Raw genomic sequence first — 18,600 nt, 5'->3', positions numbered from 1 at the left:
TTAGATTCTTCTAGTAGTTGATTGGAGAGCGAGACGAAGGATCCTGCGGGAAAAGCGGAACAGATGAGACCCCGCAGGAGCGCAAGCGACAAGGAGGCTCAGCGGCCGCCCGCGGAAAGCGAAGTCTTGCACGGAAATCAACTACGGTGTCATAAGCCGTTTAGCTCATGTATCCCATTTGTTCGTCTTTAGATTGGATTCATTTGGTTATATCCCAACCTCTTCTTTTACTTCCACATATGTTCAATTTCTTCAAGTGACTTTCCTTTTGTTTCCGGAACCCACTTCCATATAAACAAAAATGAAGCGAGACACATAACCATAAAGAATAAAAATGTAAAAGATCCTCCAGCTTTGTTCCAAAGGATAGGGAAAAACTGAGATACAAACCAATTAGCTACCCACAAGAAAAACGTAGAAATAGACATTGCATAGCCTCTCGCGTGATTAGGAAAAATTTCAGAAATCACAACCCATACAACCGGTCCCATAGAAATATTAAAAAGAAATAAATAAAAAACAATAAGTAAACTAGTAGTCAACCCTTCAGTACCTTGAAAATGAAACCCAAAGGAAACGAGAAGCTGCGTAACGGCCATACCAGCTGTGCCAATAAGCAATAAAGCTTTGCGGCCAATCCGGTCGATAAGCCACATGGAACAAAGAACGCCTAAAAAGGCAGCCACACCAATCATAGACGTAACAAGGAGCGATAAATCTCCTCTAGCTCCAGCTGCTTCAAAAACTTGCGGGGCGTAATAAATAATGGCATTAATTCCGACAAGCTGTTGAAAGGCTGCAAGTAGAATACCCATAAGCAGCGCTTTTCGAAGACAGGCCTCTTTAAAAAGCGAAAGAGAAGCTGGTTGATTTTCTTTTAACGATTGCTCAATATGATACAGCTCTTGGCGTGCAATGTGTGTACCATTGATTTTAATTAAAATGTCCATAGCTTCTAAAGTGCGGTTTGCTTTTACCAGCCACCTCGGACTTTCAGGAACAGGAGAAAGAATAAGAAGAAATAAAAGAGCTGGAATACCAGAAGCACCGATAATGTAGCGCCATCCCGTGGAATTCTGCCAAGCGTCTTCCCCAATAGATAAAATGTAGTCATTTACAAAATAGACAGAAACAATCCCAACGGCAACAGCAAATTGGTATAGAGAGCCTAAGCGGCCACGCATGTGCGGAGGGGCTATTTCAGAAATATAGGTAATAGAAAGAACAGAAGCCATACCAATGCCTAGTCCTCCAATAATTCGAGAAATAATCACAAAAGAGATGGATGAAGATAGCGCTTGCATAATTGCGGATACGACAAATAAAGAAGCTGCTAAAAGTAAGATGCTTTTTCTACCGAATCGATCACTCAGTTTTCCCGAAGCAAGTACCCCAACGGCACCACCGAGCAGCAGACTAGATACAACAAAACCTACCATCGTTGGACTAAGATTAAAATGTACTTTCATCAACCCCAATAGCTCCTGAAATGACGGCTGTGTCATAGCCGTAAAGCAACCCTCCAAAAGCAGCTGCACATGAAATGAAAATCACGAAAAATAGATTTCCTTTTTGCTCCTTATACTCGTCAGAAGTTACTTTTACTATCCCCATATAAATTCCTCCTTTGAATCACCGTCACTATTTCAATTAAAAAAACGTTATACGTAAAACGTTTTCATAAAAGATGTTTTTATGTTAAACTAAAAATTGTAAATAATCAAACTATTTTTCAACTTTTATATGAATTATGTACGTTTTGTTATCAACCAATAGGGAAGAAAAAATAGGGGGAAGAGAAATATGGCGTTTATGCAATGTGATTTTTTTTCAGAAGTATTGCAAATAAGTACTTCAATGAACGTTTTGATACCGCAGCAAACAAAATCTCAAATTGGTTTACAAACCAATACAAGAAGTGAGAAACACCCTACGCTCTATTTATTACACGGCCTTTCTGATGATCATACGATATGGATGAGAAGAACTTCGATTGAACGCTACGCATCAGAATTAGGACTTGCAGTTGTAATGCCAAATGTAGATCGCAGCTTTTATAGAGATATGGCTTATGGAAAGAAGTATTGGACGTTTGTAACAGAAGAACTTCCTCACTTGGCTAGATCATTCTTTCCGTTATCGGAAAAAAGAGAAGATAATTTTGTAGCTGGCCTTTCTATGGGAGGGTACGGCGCCTTAAAATGGGCGTTTCGCAAACCACATCAATTTTCTGCAGCTGCCAGTTTATCAGGAGTGATGGACGTTGAAGGGCTTGGAGGGCGAGGAGAAGTTCAGTTCTTAGATTATCCTTTGATTTTTGGCATGCCCCCTGTTATTAGACCTGAGGATGATCTTTTCTGGCTGCTTGAAAATCGCCGGCGCTATGGAGAAGTGACTCCGCGTATTTATCAATGCTGTGGAACGGAAGATTTTTTATATCAGGAAAATAAACGTTTTTCCGAGCGTTGTAAGCAAGAGGCTATTTGTTTTACATATGAAGAAGGAAAAGGAAGTCACGACTGGGCATATTGGGATCAAAAAATTCAAGATGTGTTGAAGTGGCTGTTTAGTGAAAAGTAGGGAAGGTAGTTTTCAGTGGTGCCGGCTTCTAGTAGTATAATAAAGAAAAATGTTTACTTGGTCGATAGACTAAAAGGAAATGGGAGTCGGTACGAATGGGGAGAAAAAAAGTCACGATTACAGAAGTAGCAAAAGAAGCGGGTGTTTCATTAGCTACGGTATCAAGAATCTTCAATAATAAAGAAGGTAAAATTAAAATTAGTGAAACAACTAAACAAAAAGTGCTAAAAGCAGCAGCTCATTTGGGGTATCAGACGAATCCATTTGCGGCAGCTCTTCGGGCCCAAAAAACAGGGATTATCGGGATATTAATTAGAGATTTAAAAGATCCGTTTCTAATTGAACTATTAAAAAAGGTACAGCAACAAGTCCAAAGTCGAGGGATGGACGTTCTTATTGGACACACGGATTACGAAGAAACAACGGCTGAGCGTCAATTAAATGTTATGATGAACCATTGGTTTGATGGGGTCATTTTATTAGACTATGTAGCTGCTCAGCATCCGTTTGTAGATGTATTAAAACAATATCAAACGCCTTACGTTTCTCTTACAGGAGACGCCTCTTCTGCACTTTGGCCGATTGTACATGTAGATGATGCGGTGGGAATGCAATTAGTTGTTGCTCACTTAACGGACCTTGGTCATAAGAATATAGGGTTCGTTGGAAAAGCTGTAAGCGGAGTCAAGCACCGTCTGTCTCTTTTTTATCAGTATGTACCGTCAGCAAACGCAAAGTTTGTGAAAGAAGATATGAATAACTCAGATGAACTATATCAGTTTATAAATGAGCTAGCTCATCATCCAGAGCCTCCAACTGCGCTTATTTGTGCTACGGATTACATCGCTCTGAAAGTGATACACTGTGCGTGGCAAAATGGGCTTCACGTTCCATCAGATTTGTCTGTTATAGGGTTTGATGATATTACTGAAGCTAGTGAAGCGCATCCTCCACTAACAACTATCCGTCAACCGATGGAAAAAATGGCTGAAAAAGCAGTAAACCTCTTACTTCAGCAAATTCAGGATCAGCAAGAAATAGATCAGATACAGTATAAAATGGCACCTATATTAGTAGAGCGCGAGACCACAAAACGTATGAATTGATAAGGAATGTATATACTATTCCTGAAAGTGTGAGACAAAAAGTCCACACTTTTTTACATTAACCATTGCGTCCACTTCCCTCTTTCTTATACACTGTATGCTGTAGGGGGAAAAACCAAGCTTTAATATGTTTGGAGCGATTTGATGACACAACAAAAATTAGATAAATATGAAATTATGGACGTTAGCTTACTAGCAGGTAAAATTATGTTAGAAAGCGGGGCAGAAACGTATCGAGTAGAAGACACAATGATGCGGATTGCAGCGTCTTACGGTATAAAAAAATCCCACAGCTATGTGACGCCAACAGGGATTATGTTTTCACTTGAAACGAAAGAACCGACGAAAACGAAGTTAATTCGTATTTCCGAACGAACGACAGATTTAAAAAAAGTAACCATGGTAAATAGCGTCTCAAGAACAATCAGTCAAGGAAACATCTCCTTGGAGGAAGCGTATGAAATGCTACAAGAAATTGAAGCAACAAACGTAGCTTTTCCACTATGGGTTCAACTTGCAGCTGCATCCATTTCTAGCGGATGCTTTTTAATCATGTTTCAAGGTTTATGGACGGACTTTATTCCAGCTATGTTTTCAGGAGGTCTCGGATTTTTAACCGTGGTGTATTTCCACCGCCTTATTCCGATTCGCTTTTTTGCTGAGTTTACCGCTTCGTTAGTTATTGGACTTTTATCAGCTCTTTTAGTCGCTTCAGGAGTAGGCACGCAAATTGATAAAATTATTATTGGATCCGTTATGCCACTCGTTCCTGGCTTATCCATTACCAATGCAGTGCGAGATTTAATGGCGGGACATTTACTGTCTGGATTATCAAAAGGAGCAGAAGCGTTTCTGACGGCATTCGCTATCGGTGCAGGTATTGCCATTGTATTTACACTTCTATAGAAGGGAGGCATCATATGCATATCGTAGAGCAGATAATTACAAGTTTTATTGCTTCAGCAGCATTTGGGATCATCTTTAATGTTCCACGTGAATCATTATTAAAAAGTGGCTTTGTCGGAATGATTGGCTGGCTCATTTACTATTTGCTAACGTTCTATGGCGTAGATGAAATTCCAAGCACAGTTGCATCGGCCTTCTTTATTGCTATTATTAGTCAAATTTACGCAAAAATTTATCGAACGCCGATCATTATTTTCACCGTAGCAGGTATTATTCCGCTAGTTCCGGGAGGAACAGCATACGATGCCATGCGTAACTTTGTAGAAAATAACTATAATGAAGCGATTAGTCTTGCAGCAAAAGCCTTTATGATTTCAGGTTCAATTGCCATTGGTATTGTGTTTTCTGAAGTCATCAACCAAATCATTCGTCAGTCTAAATTAAATGCCAAAGCAAAATATCGACCATAGAGAAGCAAGCTCAAATCAGAGCGTGCTTTTTTTATGAGAAAAATAAAGAGATCCTTCACTTTTTTGTCACAAGAAAGTCACGTTTTAGTCTAAAAACGTTCAAAAAATGCACGTGCACAGCTAAAAAAATAGACTATACTATGTAAATAGAAAGAGAGATATTACATATGTATGTGAAACATTGAGCATATCTCTCGAATTATTATGCTCAATGTTTCACAATGTAAGTAAAAGATGCTCAGAAATGAGCAAAGTATCTATGGAAATGATGAATGTTCTTATATATGAAAGGAGAAAGAAGATGGATACAGTTATACTATCACGTATTCAATTTGCATCAACGACGCTGTTTCATTTTATCTTTGTACCGCTATCTATCGGTCTTGTCTTTTTAGTAGCGATCATGGAAACGATGTACGTAGTAAAAAAAGATGAAGAGTATAAAAAGATGGCAAAGTTTTGGGGGCACTTATTCCTGATTAACTTTGCTGTCGGAGTCGTAACAGGTATTTTACAAGAATTTCAGTTTGGCATGAACTGGTCAGAGTACTCAAGGTTTGTAGGAGATGTATTCGGTGCGCCGCTTGCTATTGAAGCACTGCTCGCGTTTTTTATGGAGTCCACTTTCCTTGGACTGTGGATTTTCGGGTGGGATCGTTTACCTAAATGGCTGCACTGTCTATGTATTTGGCTTGTTAGTCTAGGTACTATTTTTTCGGCGTTCTTTATTTTAACGGCTAATTCTTTTATGCAGCATCCGGTTGGAATGGAGCTGAATAATGGCCGTTTAGAAATGAATGACTTCTTTAAATTGCTAACAAACGGCCAGCTGTGGGTTGAATTCCCTCATACCATTTTAGGTTCGTTTGCAACAGGCGCCTTTTTTATCACGGGTGTCAGTGCCATTATGCTCTTGAAGAAAAAACATTTGGCTTTTGCCAAAAAATCATTTCAAGTTGCCATTATTGTAGGGTTAGTTTCAGGTGTAGGAATTGCATTATCTGGTCATGAACAGGCTGGATACTTAGTTAAAACACAGCCGATGAAAATGGCCGCAAGTGAAGGATTATGGGAAAACAGCGGAAGTCCAGGCGCTTGGACGGTGACAGCAAATATTCACCCCGATGAAAAGAAAAATACGGGGGAAATCAAAATACCTTATTTATTAAGCTTCTTATCATACGGGAAATTTTCAGGTTCCGTTCCTGGGATGAACGAGCTGCAGGAGCGGTATACGGCGAAATATGGAGCAGGAAATTATATTCCACCCGTTCGGACAACATTTTGGAGTTTCCGCATTATGGCTGGTCTAGGTGGCGTATTATGTGCATTAGGCATTTGGGGCACGTACTTGCTTTCTCGTAAAAAACTTCAAGAAAGCAAACTATTTTTACGTATTATGACGATTGCCATTGCCTTTCCGTTCCTGGGAAGCTCAGCAGGTTGGATTATGACAGAGATTGGCCGTCAGCCTTGGGTTGTATTTGGCTATATGAAAACGGAAGATGCCGTGTCTCCTGGTGTAACAGCAGGTGAATTGCTGTTTTCTATTATCTCGTTTTCGTTCTTTTATTTAATTTTAGCTGTGATTATGGTGTTCTTGTTCGTTAAAGAAATTAAAAAAGGTCCAGATCATGATCACGAAGCACATACAAAAGTAGTATCAACTGATCCATTTACAAAGGAGGGATACAATGTTTTCTCTTAATGAATTCTGGTATTTACTAGTATCCATTCTTTTTGTTGGTTTTATCTTTTTAGAAGGCTTTGATTTTGGGATTGGAATGGTGTCTCGTTTTTTAGGAAGAAACGACTTAGAGCGCCGAGCTTTTATTAATACAATCGGTCCTTTTTGGGATGCAAATGAAGTTTGGCTAATTTCAGCAATCGGTGCTATGTTTGCCGCTTTTCCAAACTGGTATGCAACGCTATTAAGCGGGGCATATGTTCTTTTTGTTCTTCTTTTGCTTTCCCTTATCGGACGCGGTGTAGCATTTGAATTTCGAGGGAAAGTTGAAAAACAAGCGTGGAAAAATGCATGGGATTGGGTTATCTTCTTTGGAAGTCTTTTTCCACCGCTCATTTTTGGTATCTTATTTTCAGCGCTAATGAAAGGACTGCCTGTTGAGCGCAACATGCAAATGAATGCCGGCTTTTTGGATATTGTTAATCTATATACCATCACAGGCGGCGTTACGTTAACAATGCTTTGCTTATGGCACGGACTTATTTTTGCCACGATCCGGACGATGGACGATATTAGAGATCGTTCACGGAAGGTCGCTATGAAGCTTTTGCCTATAAATGCTTTATTACTTCTTATCTTTTCAGGCATGACGTTTTTTGAAACGGATTTATTCAGTAATCATAGCCGCTTGATGCTATATACATTTTTCATCGGTATTTTCGTGTATTTACTAGCAGGATTTTTCCTTACACGTAAAAAAGACGGATGGGCATTTGCTATGTCTGGCTTAATTTTAATTTTATCAATTTCCTCTATATTTGCAGGATTGTTTCCAACCGTTTTGGTTAGTTCAATCAATCAAAGCTATAGTTTAACGATTCATAATGCAGCATCAGGGAATTATTCCTTAAAAATTATGTCTTACGCTGCTATTGCATTACTGCCTTTTGTGTTAGGTTATCAAATTTGGAGCTACTACGTTTTCAGAAAACGTGTAGATCATAAGGAGCATATGGAGTATTAATGGGTAGAAATTTAATGGTTTACAACGGAATAAAAATGGTTCTTGCCATGTTAATAGGGCTTATTACTATTCAAAGTGTAGCCATTATTTTTCAAGCTAAGTGGCTCGCCGAAGTAGTTACCGCTCTTTTTCATGGTGAAAGTTTAACTTCGCAGACAAAAGCAATCGGATTGTTTTTGTCTGCCTTTATGATTCGTCAGATCGTAGGTTTTATAGTAAAAAAAACAGCATATCAATTTGGAGTCAAAACGACTCAGGAACTTCGTTTGATAGTCATGCAAAGCATTTTTTCATTAGGACCGCGTTTTACCAAAGATGAAGGAACAGGAAACTTGGTGACGCTCATCACCACAGGCCTACAGAAGCTTCGTGCTTATCTCGAGCTGTTTTTGCCTAAACTGGCTGCCATTAGCGTAACACCTTGGCTGGTGCTTGCTTTCGTTTGGTACCATGATCGGCTTTCAGGCATTATTTTACTTGTGACCATGCCAATTTTAATTTTATTTATGATTTTGCTCGGACTGGCTGCACAAAAAAAAATAGATAGCCAATGGGAGACATATCACGTGTTGTCCAACCACTTTGTAGATTCGCTTCGAGGGTTAGAAACGTTAACATTTCTCGGGAAAAGTAAGGAGCATGCTGAAACGATTGAAAGAGCCAGTGACCGTTATCGAAAAGCGACAATGGGAACGCTCCGAATTGCTTTTTTATCTACGTTTGCTTTAGATTTCTTTACGATGTTATCTGTAGCCATCGTGGCTGTTATGCTTGGTTTGCGGCTCGTAAACGGGTCTATGACATTAGAGCCTGCACTTATGATTTTATTGCTGGCGCCTGAATATTTCCTGCCGATACGAGAAGTCGGAAATGATTACCATGCAACATTAGACGGAAAAGAATCCGGAGATGCATTACTTAAGATTGTGAAGCAGGCTGAAAAATCGCCGGCTAAAAAAGAAGATGTTCCTAGTTGGACTGAAAACAGTGAACTTCAATTAAGGCATATCACTGTAAAATATGACGAAGAACATCCACCTTCTCTTGAAGATGTGTCACTGCATGTTAAAGGAATGAAGAAAATTGGAATCATCGGAAAAAGCGGAGCTGGAAAATCGACGCTTATTGATATACTAAGCGGCTTTGTACAATCTACAGAAGGCTCTGCTGAAGTAAACGGCGTACCAATTGATTTACGCTCAGATGCTTGGCAAAAGCAGATTACGTATATCCCACAGCACCCATTTATTTTTAATGGAACAGTAAAAGAAAATATTGAATTTTATCAAGACAGAGGCGGCTCATATGATTATGAAGATGCTTTAACGAAAGCAGGACTTTTATCAACGGTTCAACAGATGCCTAAGAAGGAAAATGAAATGATAGGGGATGGGGGACGACAGCTTAGCGGCGGCCAAGCTCAAAGGATTGCTCTAGCAAGGGCATTTCTAAGCGACCGTCCTATTATTATGCTTGATGAACCAACGGCACAAGTTGATATTGAAACGGAATATGAATTAAAGCAAGATATTTTAACGATGTTCCAGGATAAGTTATTTATTTTAGCTACGCACCGTCTGCATTGGATGAAAGAAATGGATCTCATTGTTGTAATAGAGGACGGAAAGGTTGCAGAAATCGGTAATCATCAAGAACTGATTCAAAAAAAAGGAGCTTACTATCAATTTTTACATGATGAGGAGGAGATATGATGAAATATAAAAGTTGGATATGGCCCTACTTTAAAACATATAAATATCGTATCTTTTCTATCTTATTACTAAGCTTGTTAACGATTGGTTCTGCTTGCGCGCTAATGTTCACGTCAGGTTATTTGATTTCAGCTTCTTCCTTACGGCCAGAAACGATTTTATTGGTGTATGTTCCAATTGTACTTGTGCGTACATTTGGTTTAAGCCGAGCCGCTTTCCGTTATGCGGAGCGTCTTGTCAGTCACGATTTTATTCTTCGCATTTTAGCTAAAATGCGTACGCGTCTTTATCATTTGATTGAACCTTTAATTGCTACATCTCGCTATCAAACAGGAGATGTTTTAGGAGTTCTCGCGGAAGATATTGAAAGTTTACAAGACTTGTTCTTGCGTACCATTCTTCCAACAATTTCAGCTGTTATTTTATACGTTATTTCGATTGTAGCGTTAGGATTCTTTAGCCTAAAGTTTGCATGTTTGATTGCCCTCTATTTATTTTTATTAGTAGTAGTAATGCCGCTTTTTTCCCTTTGGCATATGAAGGCAGCCAATCAGCGATATAAATCAAGCAAAGCACAGTTATATGCCAAGGTCACAGACGGCTTTTTAGGAGTTGCTGATTGGGTGTTAAGCGGTCAGCAGCAGTCATTTTTTCATTCGTATGACAAAACAGAAAATGAGTTAGACGGCATGGGTCGTAAGCTTAAACTATGGACGTATTACCGAGAATTGTTTGGACAACTTATTGTAGCAGGTTTAATTGTCACAATGATTTGGTTTGGAGCTTCTCTTTTTGCAGATAAAGAGCTTGCAGGTGTGTTTATTGCTGCTTTTATTTTAGTAGTATTTCCTTTATCTGAAGCGCTGCTGCCAGTATCCAATGCAGTAGAAAAGATTCCTCAGTTTGAAGAATCATTAAATAGAGTACAGGAAATGGAAAAGAACTGGGAATATGTGAACGAAAAGAAAAAACATACTCTTTCTCTACCTTATAAAGGTTCATGGAATTCGGTTAGATTAAAAGTTGAGCATGTAAGCTTTCGCTATAGTAATGAGGAGGATTCAGTCATTCATGATCTTTCATTTCAAGTCGAGCAAGGGAAAAAAATTGCGATTCTTGGCAAGAGTGGAGCTGGAAAATCGACTCTATTAAAGTTGCTGCAAGGCTCCTTAACACCTACAGAAGGCACAGTTCAACTAAACGGTCAGTCTGTTGCTGAATTTCGTGAAGATGTACCAAAACTCATCTCTGTATTAAATCAAAATCCTTATTTATTTAATACAAGCGTAGCCAACAATTTATTACTAGCTAATGAAGAGGCCACAAAAGAAGAAGTAATTGAGGCCATGAAGCAAGTGAATATGCACTCCCTTGTGGAAGGTTTGCACCAAGGATATCAAACGCCGATGCTCGAAACAGGTCAGCGCTTCTCGGGAGGAGAACGTCAGCGGATTGCGTTAGCACGTGTTCTGCTTCAGCATACACCAATTGTTATGCTAGATGAGCCAACTGCAGGGTTGGATGCTATGACTGAAAAGCGTTTGTTATCCACTATCTTTGAAACTCTTCAAGATAAAACCTTAATTTGGGTTACGCACAATTTAGTTGGGATGGAAAAAATGGATGAAATCTTATTTTTGCAAGATGGTAAGATAGCCATTCGAGGAACGCATGATGAATTACTTGCGACGAACAGTCACTATCAAAAGCTATATGAATTGGATCATCCGGCAAAAAGCCTTTAGCAGAAGCTAAAGGTTTTTTATTATTTGATAATAAAGTGAAATTCGACAAACACGAGTAAAATATGTGTCGAACGAAAGAAAGCAGCTTGGATTCAAAGAAAAGAGTATGCGTTTAGCATTTTTGAAAAAGTGGTAAAACAAGGTAGTGTTTGTTTCTTCCTGTATAACATCGGTTTATTTTAGGGAAAATATATACACATTATGCGAACGAGAGAAGGAAGATACAATGGAACCTATGCTTATACATATCACGCTCGTAGTGGGACTAGGAGTTCTATCTCAGTGGCTGGCTTGGAGATTTAAGTTACCAGCAATTGTCGTGATGTCAATTATTGGACTACTAACAGGCCCTATTTTAGGTTTAATTGACCCTAAAGCACAATTTGCACAGCTTTTTGATCCTTTTGTATCGATTGCTGTAGCTGTTATTTTATTTGAAGGCAGCTTGAACTTAGATATGAGAGAGGTAAGGGGAATCGAAAAGCCTGTGTTTCGCATTGTGACGCTCGGAGCCATGCTAGCTTGGATTTTAGGCTCTTTAGCTGCTCATTATATAGCGGATTTATCATGGGCGGTGGCAATTGTTATCGGAGGGCTTTTTATTGTGACGGGTCCAACCGTGATTTTACCTCTTTTACGACAAGCTAAATTAAAACCAAAACCAGCAGCGATTTTAAAATGGGAAGGTATTATTGTTGATCCATTTGGTGCACTGCTGGCCGTTTTTTCGTTTGAAATTGTTCAATTTTTAGTGCTGAGAGAAGTGAGTGGAAAAACAATTCTCTTTTTCTTTGCAGCCTCTATTCTTGCAGTTTTAATAGGATGGCTTCTTGGCCGCGGAATAGGATGGATGTTTCAAAAGGGGCATATTCCAGAGTATTTAAAATCTCCGGTCGTATTTATTGTGGTTATTGCCTGCTTTACGATAGCTGATGAAATTAAGCATGAAACAGGTCTTCTAGCAGTGACAGCGATGGGGATTACCCTTGCTAATATGCATATTTCATCTATTAGTGATATGCGACATTTTAAAGAAAACATTTCGGTTCTATTGACTTCTACTATTTTTATCATGTTAACGGCTGGACTGACGATGAAGACCATTACTGAAATTTTTCATTGGAATATTATTTTGTTTGTTTTACTTATGCTGTTTATTGTCAGACCTGTCTCCATCTTTTTATCAACGGTAGGGACAGATTTATCTATAAAAGAAAAAATACTGATTGGCTGGATTGCCCCGCGCGGCATTGTGGCGTTAACGGTCTCAAGTTACTTTGCGAAAGTACTAATCGATGAAGGATTTAAAGATGCTTCCATCCTAACAACACTGACATTTGCTTTAGTATTTGCTACGGTTTGTGCACACGGTTTTTCCCTTTCATGGCTAGCTAAGAAGCTTGATTTATCAATTGGAGAAGAACCTGGTATTTTGCTTGTAGGAAGCAATGATTTTACGGTTGCCTTTGCTTCCAAGTTAAAGCAACTGGGCTATCCAGTGTTAGTTGCTGATTCTTCGTGGGAGCGGTTAAGAGTTGCGCGCAGAGCGGAAGTAGATGTGTATCACGGAGAAGTTCTAGCTGAGCAAACGGAATATCATCTAGATTTAACTCCTTATGAATACGTGATTGCTGCAACTGAGTTAGATGCATATAATGCACTTGTTTGTACGGCTTTTCTTCAAGATATGGGACGGAACAATGTTTTTCAATTGAGTATTCGTGACCAAGAAGATTCAAGAGAAGATGTCGATGAAATTATGCACACGGTAAGAGGACGCATGCTTTTTAAGAAAGGAATTACGTGGGAGTTTCTGCATCATAAAATGGAGCACGGATATACGATTTACAATACAAAAATTACGGATGAATATACGTATGAAACATATCTTGAGGAGAAAAGCGATGCTTCTCTTTTACTAGCAGTGAGCAAGCAGGGAAAGGCATTGAGTTTTTTTGCTCATGATCAAGAAATAAACGTTAATGCAGGTGATACGGTGTTAAGCCTTCAGCCATTAAAAACATAAAAAAACAGGCCTTCAATGGCCTGTTTTTTTATGCTTGTCTTTGTTTAAAATGAATGACGAACAGATAAGCAGCTGCTGCTGCAAAATAGATAGTAACGGCTGGTGCGGTGAAGACATGCCCAGCTACAAAAGCAATTCCAAGAGCTAATACAATTGCTGTACTATACATCATAAAGCTTTCATCAAGAAGCTGTGACGGGTTTTTAAATAATCGAACCAATACGGTTAAACCAACTACTAGAAGTGGAAGAACCCATAGTAAAAATCCGATGATACCTAAAGAGAAAAATAGGTCATAAAAATCCATTTCAATCATCTTTGGCGGAAGCTGTTTTGTATAGTCACCAGAAAAGCCCATACCTATCATTTTTCTTGCAATAGGTGCTTTTGCATACTCTTCCTTATGATGAGCTAAAAATTGCTCACGGCTGCTTAGAATCAGATTTTGAATATCTTTGTCATCTAAATTTGATTCCTTTTGCTTTTTCTTTTTAGCCGGCTTTTCTTTTTCTTTCTTTTCCGGCTTTTCTTGCTTTGTTTTCTCTTTTTTAGCCTCTAACATATCGATGTGCGTATATGTGTTTTTATAAGCTGGAGAAATCGGAGTGGTTGCTCCGGTTACAATTAAAAGCAGAATTGAGATTACTAAGTTGGCTTTAATTAAGCTGCGTTTATTCGTAAATAATTTTGCAAATAAGACCACTGTCGCTACAACTAAAGAAAGAATAACGGCACCTAAGCCTACTTTCGTTCCAAGCATGATGGACGAAACAGCTAACAAGATAAAAGGAATCCAGTAATAAGCTTTTGAAAACGAACGTACTTTATCTAAAGCTAAAAGCAGTGTGAGAGGAAGCAAAATAGCAATGGTTGCCCCTAGCTCATTCGCTGCATAAAACCAGCCTTTGAATCCGATTTTATTATACTGATAACTCTCTAGTGCTGTACCTGTTAGCATTGTACCGATAAAAACAATACTGATGATGAGTGAAGCAGTCAATAAGTTTTTGCTCAGTATTCTTTTTACATCCAAAGACGATCGATAATGTGAAAACATCACAATCATTCCAAGTAATGTAACGTTCATATAAACAACCTTATTGAAAAATTTAATTTCTTGCCCAATATAATAAGGATCTTTCCATTGATGATTTAAGTAGATATTGAGTCCAAGAAAGAGTGCAAAAACAATAAGGTAGATAATCGAATATCTAGCCCATTTTGATTGTTTGGCAAACACTAAAAGTAGGACACCTGCAAAAATCATATATAGAAAGCGAATAACAACCCCAATTGAGAGACCACTATCCATGTTCAAAACCATGTACGTCGTTAGCATATCAATAATTGGCTGAATTGAAATAAAACCAACGAACAGAAAAAATAACCAGTATGTGTTCTTCATATAGTACTCTCCTGTTTTACGTGAATTAACGTTTTCTTTTAACTAAAAGCATAACACCTTCTACTCTGCATAATAGCGTCGACATTAAGTATACTAAACCACCTGCAAGACAGACAATACCAAATCGTAAGATAACATGTAATGAATTCAAAAATGCGATGTCCTTCAAGAAGAACATGAGGATAGCAACAGGTACGGAAGCTAAAAGAATTTTTCCTGTTTCTTTCACTAGATATCCGTAATGGAAGTGATTGATTTGTTTTGCCAGCATAACGAATACGATGGCCGTATAGAAAAAGGCAACCACTGACATGGAAAGTGCTAATCCTTGGTATCCCATAAATTTAGTGAAAATCATGTTAAAGATGATGTTTAACACAATGGATAATAAGCCTGCTCTCATAATAAGATAACCTTTTTGAAGAGAATAAAATCCTTTTGCAAGAACAGCTTGCAGCGAATAAAAAAACACCGAACCTAGGTAATAATAAGATACATCCGTTGTTTTTAACGTCGAATTTGCGTCAAATGCACCGCGCTGATAAGCAATCATTACAATGTCTTTCATATAAAAGATCATAATAACAATCGTCGGAATCAGCAGCATCAGCATAAACGTAATCCCTTTTTCAATTCCCGATTTAAAGCGTTCTTCATCTTTTTCAGAAATGGCTCTTGCAATCAGCGGATAAATAATGGTTGCGACCGTAACCCCGAATATTGCCTGGGGAATACTTACAAGTCTGAAGGCGTAATTTAAGTATGAAATAACACCTTCACCAAAGGAGCCGGCAAAGAAGAAGTTTACAGTTAAATTAATTTGACCGACCATAATGGTCACACCAACAGGGATGAATACTTTATAAAAAGCCACCACTTCATCACGGTCAATTTTTTGCTTCCATAACAGCAGATGCTGCGGTTTAAAATAGACAACTTTAATTAAGAAAGAAGCAATTGTTCCTACAAAATATCCAAGAGCAATTGCATAGCCGCCCATGATTGAATGTAATAGGATTGTACTTAAAATCGTAAAGAGTACAACAACCGTTTGAGAAAACACGGAGAAAGAATATTGACTTCGTGCATCAAATACACCTTCGTATACGGCATTCACTCCAACTAGTGAAAGAGATAAAAAGTACATAACGCCCGTATAAATTCCTAGTTCAATTGCTGCTTTGGAAAAATTAGAATACGAAGCGGGAAAGTAAAAGAAAGCGGCAATTGATCCGAGAACCGAAATAATGAAACAAATAAGAAAGGTTGATTTAACAATATTAGTCAAATGAACCTTTCCTTTATTTTCTTTTTCATAACGTAAATAACTAGGAATAAACGCATCCTTCATCCCCGTTAACATAAATAAAATAAAAGCGTTTGGAATGATCATTGCTGCGTTGTATGAATCGACAATATAACTTGTACCGAAATAGTTAGCAATAACTAAATCACGAATCATACTAGAAAATTTCAAAAATAATGTTGATATGAGCAGTAAAATGCTCGCGAATTTTAAGTTTTTCATGCGAAACTCCTACCTTTTCAAGTTATCTCATCAACTATTAGCAATAAAGAAGCATCCGACAATTAGAAGAATACAGCCGATAACTTGTTTTGTTGTAACTTTTTCTTTAATTAAAAAGTAACCGAATGTTAATGTCCAAATATACGTAATAGACGTGAGCGGAAATACAATAGAATAAGGTAACAGCGTTAAAACATACACATTAAGCAGAGCTGCCGCCCCGTAAAAAAGGCCGCCACCCACAAAGCAAATAAGCGCTAGCTTTATCTTTTTTTCATTTAAATACGTAGAAATATACTTGAAAAAGACAGCTCCAACTGAACCTAAAAGAGTCATAATAAGTAAAAGCGGGATACTATTCATCTTGGCCACCTACTAAAATTACACCTACGATAATAATAAGAGTACCGACCAGCTTCATAGGGCTAATGGTTTCATTTAATAGAAAGAAACCAAGAGCAATGCTGATTACGTATCCTAGGCTTAAAAATGGATGAAGTAAGGAAACTCTTTCAAATTTAAAAGCGGCAATCATAAAAACCGCTCCTAATCCATAAAGAAAAAAACCAATAATTAAATTTAAGTTAAATGAAGCTTCGGACAACTTCCAAAAAAGTTGTCCAACAGCTGTAAACAGGGAAGCCACGATAATGAGTGTGATTCCTAGCTTTTTGTTGTAATTGCTCTCCATCAGGAGGTCACATCCCTTTCTTTCTGATCAAATCGGATAAAAGGAAGACCAATAAAGAAGAAAGACACAAATACGCTTGCTAATAAATATCGAAAATCTTGAGCCGGCAATGCCGCAAGAACAGAAAGCGTGTTAAGAGCCCAAGGAATGACGATAATAAGTGACGTAATTCCTCTTCGAATCACTAGCATTAATGAAAATAATAAAATGACACAGTGATAAAAAGCTGGTTTCCATAAGAATGTAAAAACAGGGTGCTTAAAAATAGCTAAGTAAGCATTGGCAGTATGCGTAATAAACGGCTCGATTACTTTATTTTTAAGACCTAAATCATTGCCGTAATAAATGTTGGTTACATACGTATCTGTATAGCCATCTTTAAAAGGATTGATTTGCCATACTAAAGCCGTTTGTTTGAGAAAGCCTTCCGTTGCTAGATAAGGATTTTTGATGACAATGCTAGCATAATTCTTAAAGTAAAGACCTAGATCATTAAAAATAAACTCGCGGTCGTAGTATTTCCAAGTGAATTTAATAGGATCGCTTTTATATGGATTGTACTTTTCTTTCCACAATTCAATAGGGAGCACTTTATTAAAATATTCGCGCTCTTCTTTGGACATTTCCCCATCATTTGAAATGATGTTTGCAATTTGTTGAGTTGGAATAGACAAAGCTTCATTTGGATCCGAAGGCTGTACATCAAGCCACGCGAACACAGGTCCTGTAACAATCTTTTGTAAAATAAAGACAACTAAGAAAATCGTGACAAGAGGTTTCCAATTTTTTCTGAATAAGACGATCATTAAAAGGAAAGTCAAGACGAATACAGGAAAACCATTATGTCTAAAGAAAGCTACTCCAAATGCGGAAAGTAAAAGTAAGAAAAAGCTTGCTTTGCTTTTAATCCAAGCACCTTTTGACAAATAGATTTTTGCAATATTCACCGTAAAAAACAGCAGAAAAGCACTGTATAAAATATCTTTCCAAATAATAATTGAAAAGATTAAAAAGCTTGGAATAATGACAATGATAGCTGTTAAAAATCCAATCATAACAGGATGTGCTTTGCGTTTAATGAAAAAATCAAACGTATAGGCGTATATGCTTACTACAACAACAATTTGCGTGAACGCTACAATTCCTGGGTTATCCCATATTTTTGTCAGCAGCATAATCAGCCACGTAATCATAATAGGGTGCCAATCGTTAAATTCTCCGTTATGTGCCTGTCTCCACTGTGCTAATGAATCGGGAGTCATGGCCGCTGGGAAAAAGGCGAACCAGTAATATAAGCTAACAGCTAAAATAAGAATCGTAACAATTCCTAGATAACGCTTTGGATGTGCAAATGTATAGTGAAAATCGTTTATCTGTTTGATAGCGCTGAGTACAGCGGCCGTCAGCAGTATTGCCAATAGAGTACGGCTGATGGCATACAAAACGAGTAAGAAAATAGTTGAGCTCGTCATATGTAAGTTATCTAAAAGTGAAAACTGTACGATAAACGAAAAAACAATCAGCAATAGCCATTCTAGCGGTTTAAATGAAGCATAAGCTCTATTTTTATAAATAAAAATAGAGCTTATGATGGTAAATACAAGTGCAGCAAAAAGGGAAAGATAGTGAACACCGTCTGGATTACCAATACTTAAACCGATAAGAATAATTAAAGCTGTTACTGTAAGCAGTAAAATACTTTTTTTATTCTTCATCATTG

The 18,600-nt window shown here is 37.9% G+C and carries 17 protein-coding genes; 10 read left to right on the top strand and 7 right to left on the bottom strand.

From position 1 onward, the window contains the following. Positions 1-17 precede the first annotated feature (17 nt). Complete coding sequence (locus OK414_RS27210) at positions 18-155, top strand: hypothetical protein (RefSeq protein ID WP_162837675.1); 138 nt, start codon at positions 18-20, stop codon at positions 153-155. Positions 156-227: 72 nt separating this feature from the next. On the opposite strand, the gene OK414_RS27205 is transcribed toward OK414_RS27210, so the two are convergent. Beyond that, positions 228-1,469, bottom strand: coding sequence for a sugar porter family MFS transporter (locus OK414_RS27205; RefSeq protein WP_263045945.1), 1,242 nt, complete (start codon positions 1,467-1,469; stop codon positions 228-230). Continuing rightward, positions 1,453-1,614 carry a hypothetical protein gene (locus OK414_RS27200; protein WP_263045935.1) on the bottom strand — a complete coding sequence of 54 codons (162 nt, stop codon included), beginning with the start codon at positions 1,612-1,614 and terminating at the stop codon, positions 1,453-1,455. The genes OK414_RS27205 and OK414_RS27200 overlap by 17 nt, the downstream gene beginning before the upstream one ends. A gap of 189 nt (positions 1,615-1,803) precedes the next feature. Between OK414_RS27200 and OK414_RS27195 the strand changes: the two genes are divergently transcribed. The 9 genes from OK414_RS27195 (at position 1,804) to OK414_RS27155 (ending at position 13,256) form a co-directional block, all read left to right on the top strand. Further along, positions 1,804-2,580, top strand: coding sequence for an alpha/beta hydrolase (locus OK414_RS27195; protein ID WP_034648201.1), 777 nt, complete (start codon positions 1,804-1,806; stop codon positions 2,578-2,580). Between the two features lie 95 nt (positions 2,581-2,675). After that, positions 2,676-3,686, top strand: a complete 1,011-nt coding sequence (locus OK414_RS27190) for a LacI family DNA-binding transcriptional regulator (protein ID WP_263045934.1) — start codon at positions 2,676-2,678, stop codon at positions 3,684-3,686. Positions 3,687-3,830: 144 nt separating this feature from the next. After that, complete coding sequence (locus tag OK414_RS27185) at positions 3,831-4,592, top strand: threonine/serine exporter family protein (protein WP_016765969.1); 762 nt, start codon at positions 3,831-3,833, stop codon at positions 4,590-4,592. A gap of 14 nt (positions 4,593-4,606) precedes the next feature. Continuing rightward, positions 4,607-5,062 (top strand): threonine/serine exporter family protein, encoded by a 456-nt coding sequence (locus OK414_RS27180; protein WP_013059882.1) that lies wholly within the window; start codon positions 4,607-4,609, stop codon positions 5,060-5,062. A 301-nt stretch (positions 5,063-5,363) separates the two neighbouring features. After that, a complete protein-coding gene (locus OK414_RS27175; protein WP_263045933.1) occupies positions 5,364-6,770 on the top strand; it encodes a cytochrome ubiquinol oxidase subunit I in 1,407 nt (468 codons plus the stop codon). Beyond that, positions 6,757-7,773: a cytochrome d ubiquinol oxidase subunit II gene (cydB, locus tag OK414_RS27170; RefSeq protein ID WP_263045932.1), complete on the top strand. Its 1,017-nt coding sequence runs from the start codon at positions 6,757-6,759 to the stop codon at positions 7,771-7,773. The genes OK414_RS27175 and cydB overlap by 14 nt, the downstream gene beginning before the upstream one ends. After that, positions 7,773-9,485, top strand: coding sequence for a thiol reductant ABC exporter subunit CydD (gene cydD, locus OK414_RS27165; protein WP_263045931.1), 1,713 nt, complete (start codon positions 7,773-7,775; stop codon positions 9,483-9,485). The genes cydB and cydD overlap by 1 nt, the downstream gene beginning before the upstream one ends. After that, positions 9,485-11,230, top strand: a complete 1,746-nt coding sequence (gene cydC, locus OK414_RS27160; RefSeq protein WP_263045944.1) for a thiol reductant ABC exporter subunit CydC — start codon at positions 9,485-9,487, stop codon at positions 11,228-11,230. The genes cydD and cydC overlap by 1 nt, the downstream gene beginning before the upstream one ends. Before the next feature lie 226 nt (positions 11,231-11,456). Continuing rightward, complete coding sequence (locus tag OK414_RS27155; protein WP_095380183.1) at positions 11,457-13,256, top strand: cation:proton antiporter; 1,800 nt, start codon at positions 11,457-11,459, stop codon at positions 13,254-13,256. A gap of 28 nt (positions 13,257-13,284) precedes the next feature. Here OK414_RS27155 and OK414_RS27150 read toward each other — a convergent pair whose 3' ends face one another. Genes OK414_RS27150 through OK414_RS27130 form a run of 5 tightly spaced genes read right to left on the bottom strand, consistent with a single transcriptional unit; the run spans position 13,285 to position 18,598 of the window. Beyond that, entirely contained in the window at positions 13,285-14,661 is a 1,377-nt protein-coding gene (locus OK414_RS27150; protein WP_043977555.1) for an O-antigen ligase family protein, read from the bottom strand. A gap of 25 nt (positions 14,662-14,686) precedes the next feature. Further along, entirely contained in the window at positions 14,687-16,189 is a 1,503-nt protein-coding gene (murJ, locus tag OK414_RS27145; protein ID WP_016765962.1) for a murein biosynthesis integral membrane protein MurJ, read from the bottom strand. 30 nt (positions 16,190-16,219) lie between these two features. Then, entirely contained in the window at positions 16,220-16,552 is a 333-nt protein-coding gene (locus OK414_RS27140) for an EamA family transporter (RefSeq protein WP_016765961.1), read from the bottom strand. After that, positions 16,545-16,880 (bottom strand): EamA family transporter, encoded by a 336-nt coding sequence (locus OK414_RS27135; RefSeq protein ID WP_013059873.1) that lies wholly within the window; start codon positions 16,878-16,880, stop codon positions 16,545-16,547. The genes OK414_RS27140 and OK414_RS27135 overlap by 8 nt, the downstream gene beginning before the upstream one ends. Next, positions 16,880-18,598, bottom strand: coding sequence for a DUF6020 family protein (locus tag OK414_RS27130; RefSeq protein ID WP_263045930.1), 1,719 nt, complete (start codon positions 18,596-18,598; stop codon positions 16,880-16,882). The genes OK414_RS27135 and OK414_RS27130 overlap by 1 nt, the downstream gene beginning before the upstream one ends. Positions 18,599-18,600: the final 2 nt, after the last annotated feature.

Origin of the sequence: Priestia sp. JV24 (genome assembly GCF_025910025.1) — a bacterium.
Lineage (GTDB): Bacteria > Bacillota > Bacilli > Bacillales > Bacillaceae_H > Priestia > Priestia megaterium.
This window is presented reverse-complemented; position numbering and strand designations above follow the sequence as displayed.

What these genes read in the sequence shown, in the direction of transcription:
- OK414_RS27205 (WP_263045945.1), bottom strand. Translation starts at nt 1,469, where the DNA reads ATGAAAGTACATTTTAATCTTAGTCCAACGATGGTAGGTTTTGTTGTA.
- OK414_RS27200 (WP_263045935.1), bottom strand. Translation starts at nt 1,614, where the DNA reads ATGGGGATAGTAAAAGTAACTTCTGACGAGTATAAGGAGCAAAAAGGA.
- OK414_RS27195 (WP_034648201.1), top strand. Translation starts at nt 1,804, where the DNA reads ATGGCGTTTATGCAATGTGATTTTTTTTCAGAAGTATTGCAAATAAGT.
- OK414_RS27190 (WP_263045934.1), top strand. Translation starts at nt 2,676, where the DNA reads ATGGGGAGAAAAAAAGTCACGATTACAGAAGTAGCAAAAGAAGCGGGT.
- OK414_RS27185 (WP_016765969.1), top strand. Translation starts at nt 3,831, where the DNA reads ATGACACAACAAAAATTAGATAAATATGAAATTATGGACGTTAGCTTA.
- OK414_RS27180 (WP_013059882.1), top strand. Translation starts at nt 4,607, where the DNA reads ATGCATATCGTAGAGCAGATAATTACAAGTTTTATTGCTTCAGCAGCA.
- OK414_RS27175 (WP_263045933.1), top strand. Translation starts at nt 5,364, where the DNA reads ATGGATACAGTTATACTATCACGTATTCAATTTGCATCAACGACGCTG.
- cydB (WP_263045932.1), top strand. Translation starts at nt 6,757, where the DNA reads ATGTTTTCTCTTAATGAATTCTGGTATTTACTAGTATCCATTCTTTTT.
- cydD (WP_263045931.1), top strand. Translation starts at nt 7,773, where the DNA reads ATGGGTAGAAATTTAATGGTTTACAACGGAATAAAAATGGTTCTTGCC.
- cydC (WP_263045944.1), top strand. Translation starts at nt 9,485, where the DNA reads ATGAAATATAAAAGTTGGATATGGCCCTACTTTAAAACATATAAATAT.
- OK414_RS27155 (WP_095380183.1), top strand. Translation starts at nt 11,457, where the DNA reads ATGGAACCTATGCTTATACATATCACGCTCGTAGTGGGACTAGGAGTT.
- OK414_RS27150 (WP_043977555.1), bottom strand. Translation starts at nt 14,661, where the DNA reads ATGAAGAACACATACTGGTTATTTTTTCTGTTCGTTGGTTTTATTTCA.
- murJ (WP_016765962.1), bottom strand. Translation starts at nt 16,189, where the DNA reads ATGAAAAACTTAAAATTCGCGAGCATTTTACTGCTCATATCAACATTA.
- OK414_RS27140 (WP_016765961.1), bottom strand. Translation starts at nt 16,552, where the DNA reads ATGAATAGTATCCCGCTTTTACTTATTATGACTCTTTTAGGTTCAGTT.
- OK414_RS27135 (WP_013059873.1), bottom strand. Translation starts at nt 16,880, where the DNA reads ATGGAGAGCAATTACAACAAAAAGCTAGGAATCACACTCATTATCGTG.
- OK414_RS27130 (WP_263045930.1), bottom strand. Translation starts at nt 18,598, where the DNA reads ATGATGAAGAATAAAAAAAGTATTTTACTGCTTACAGTAACAGCTTTA.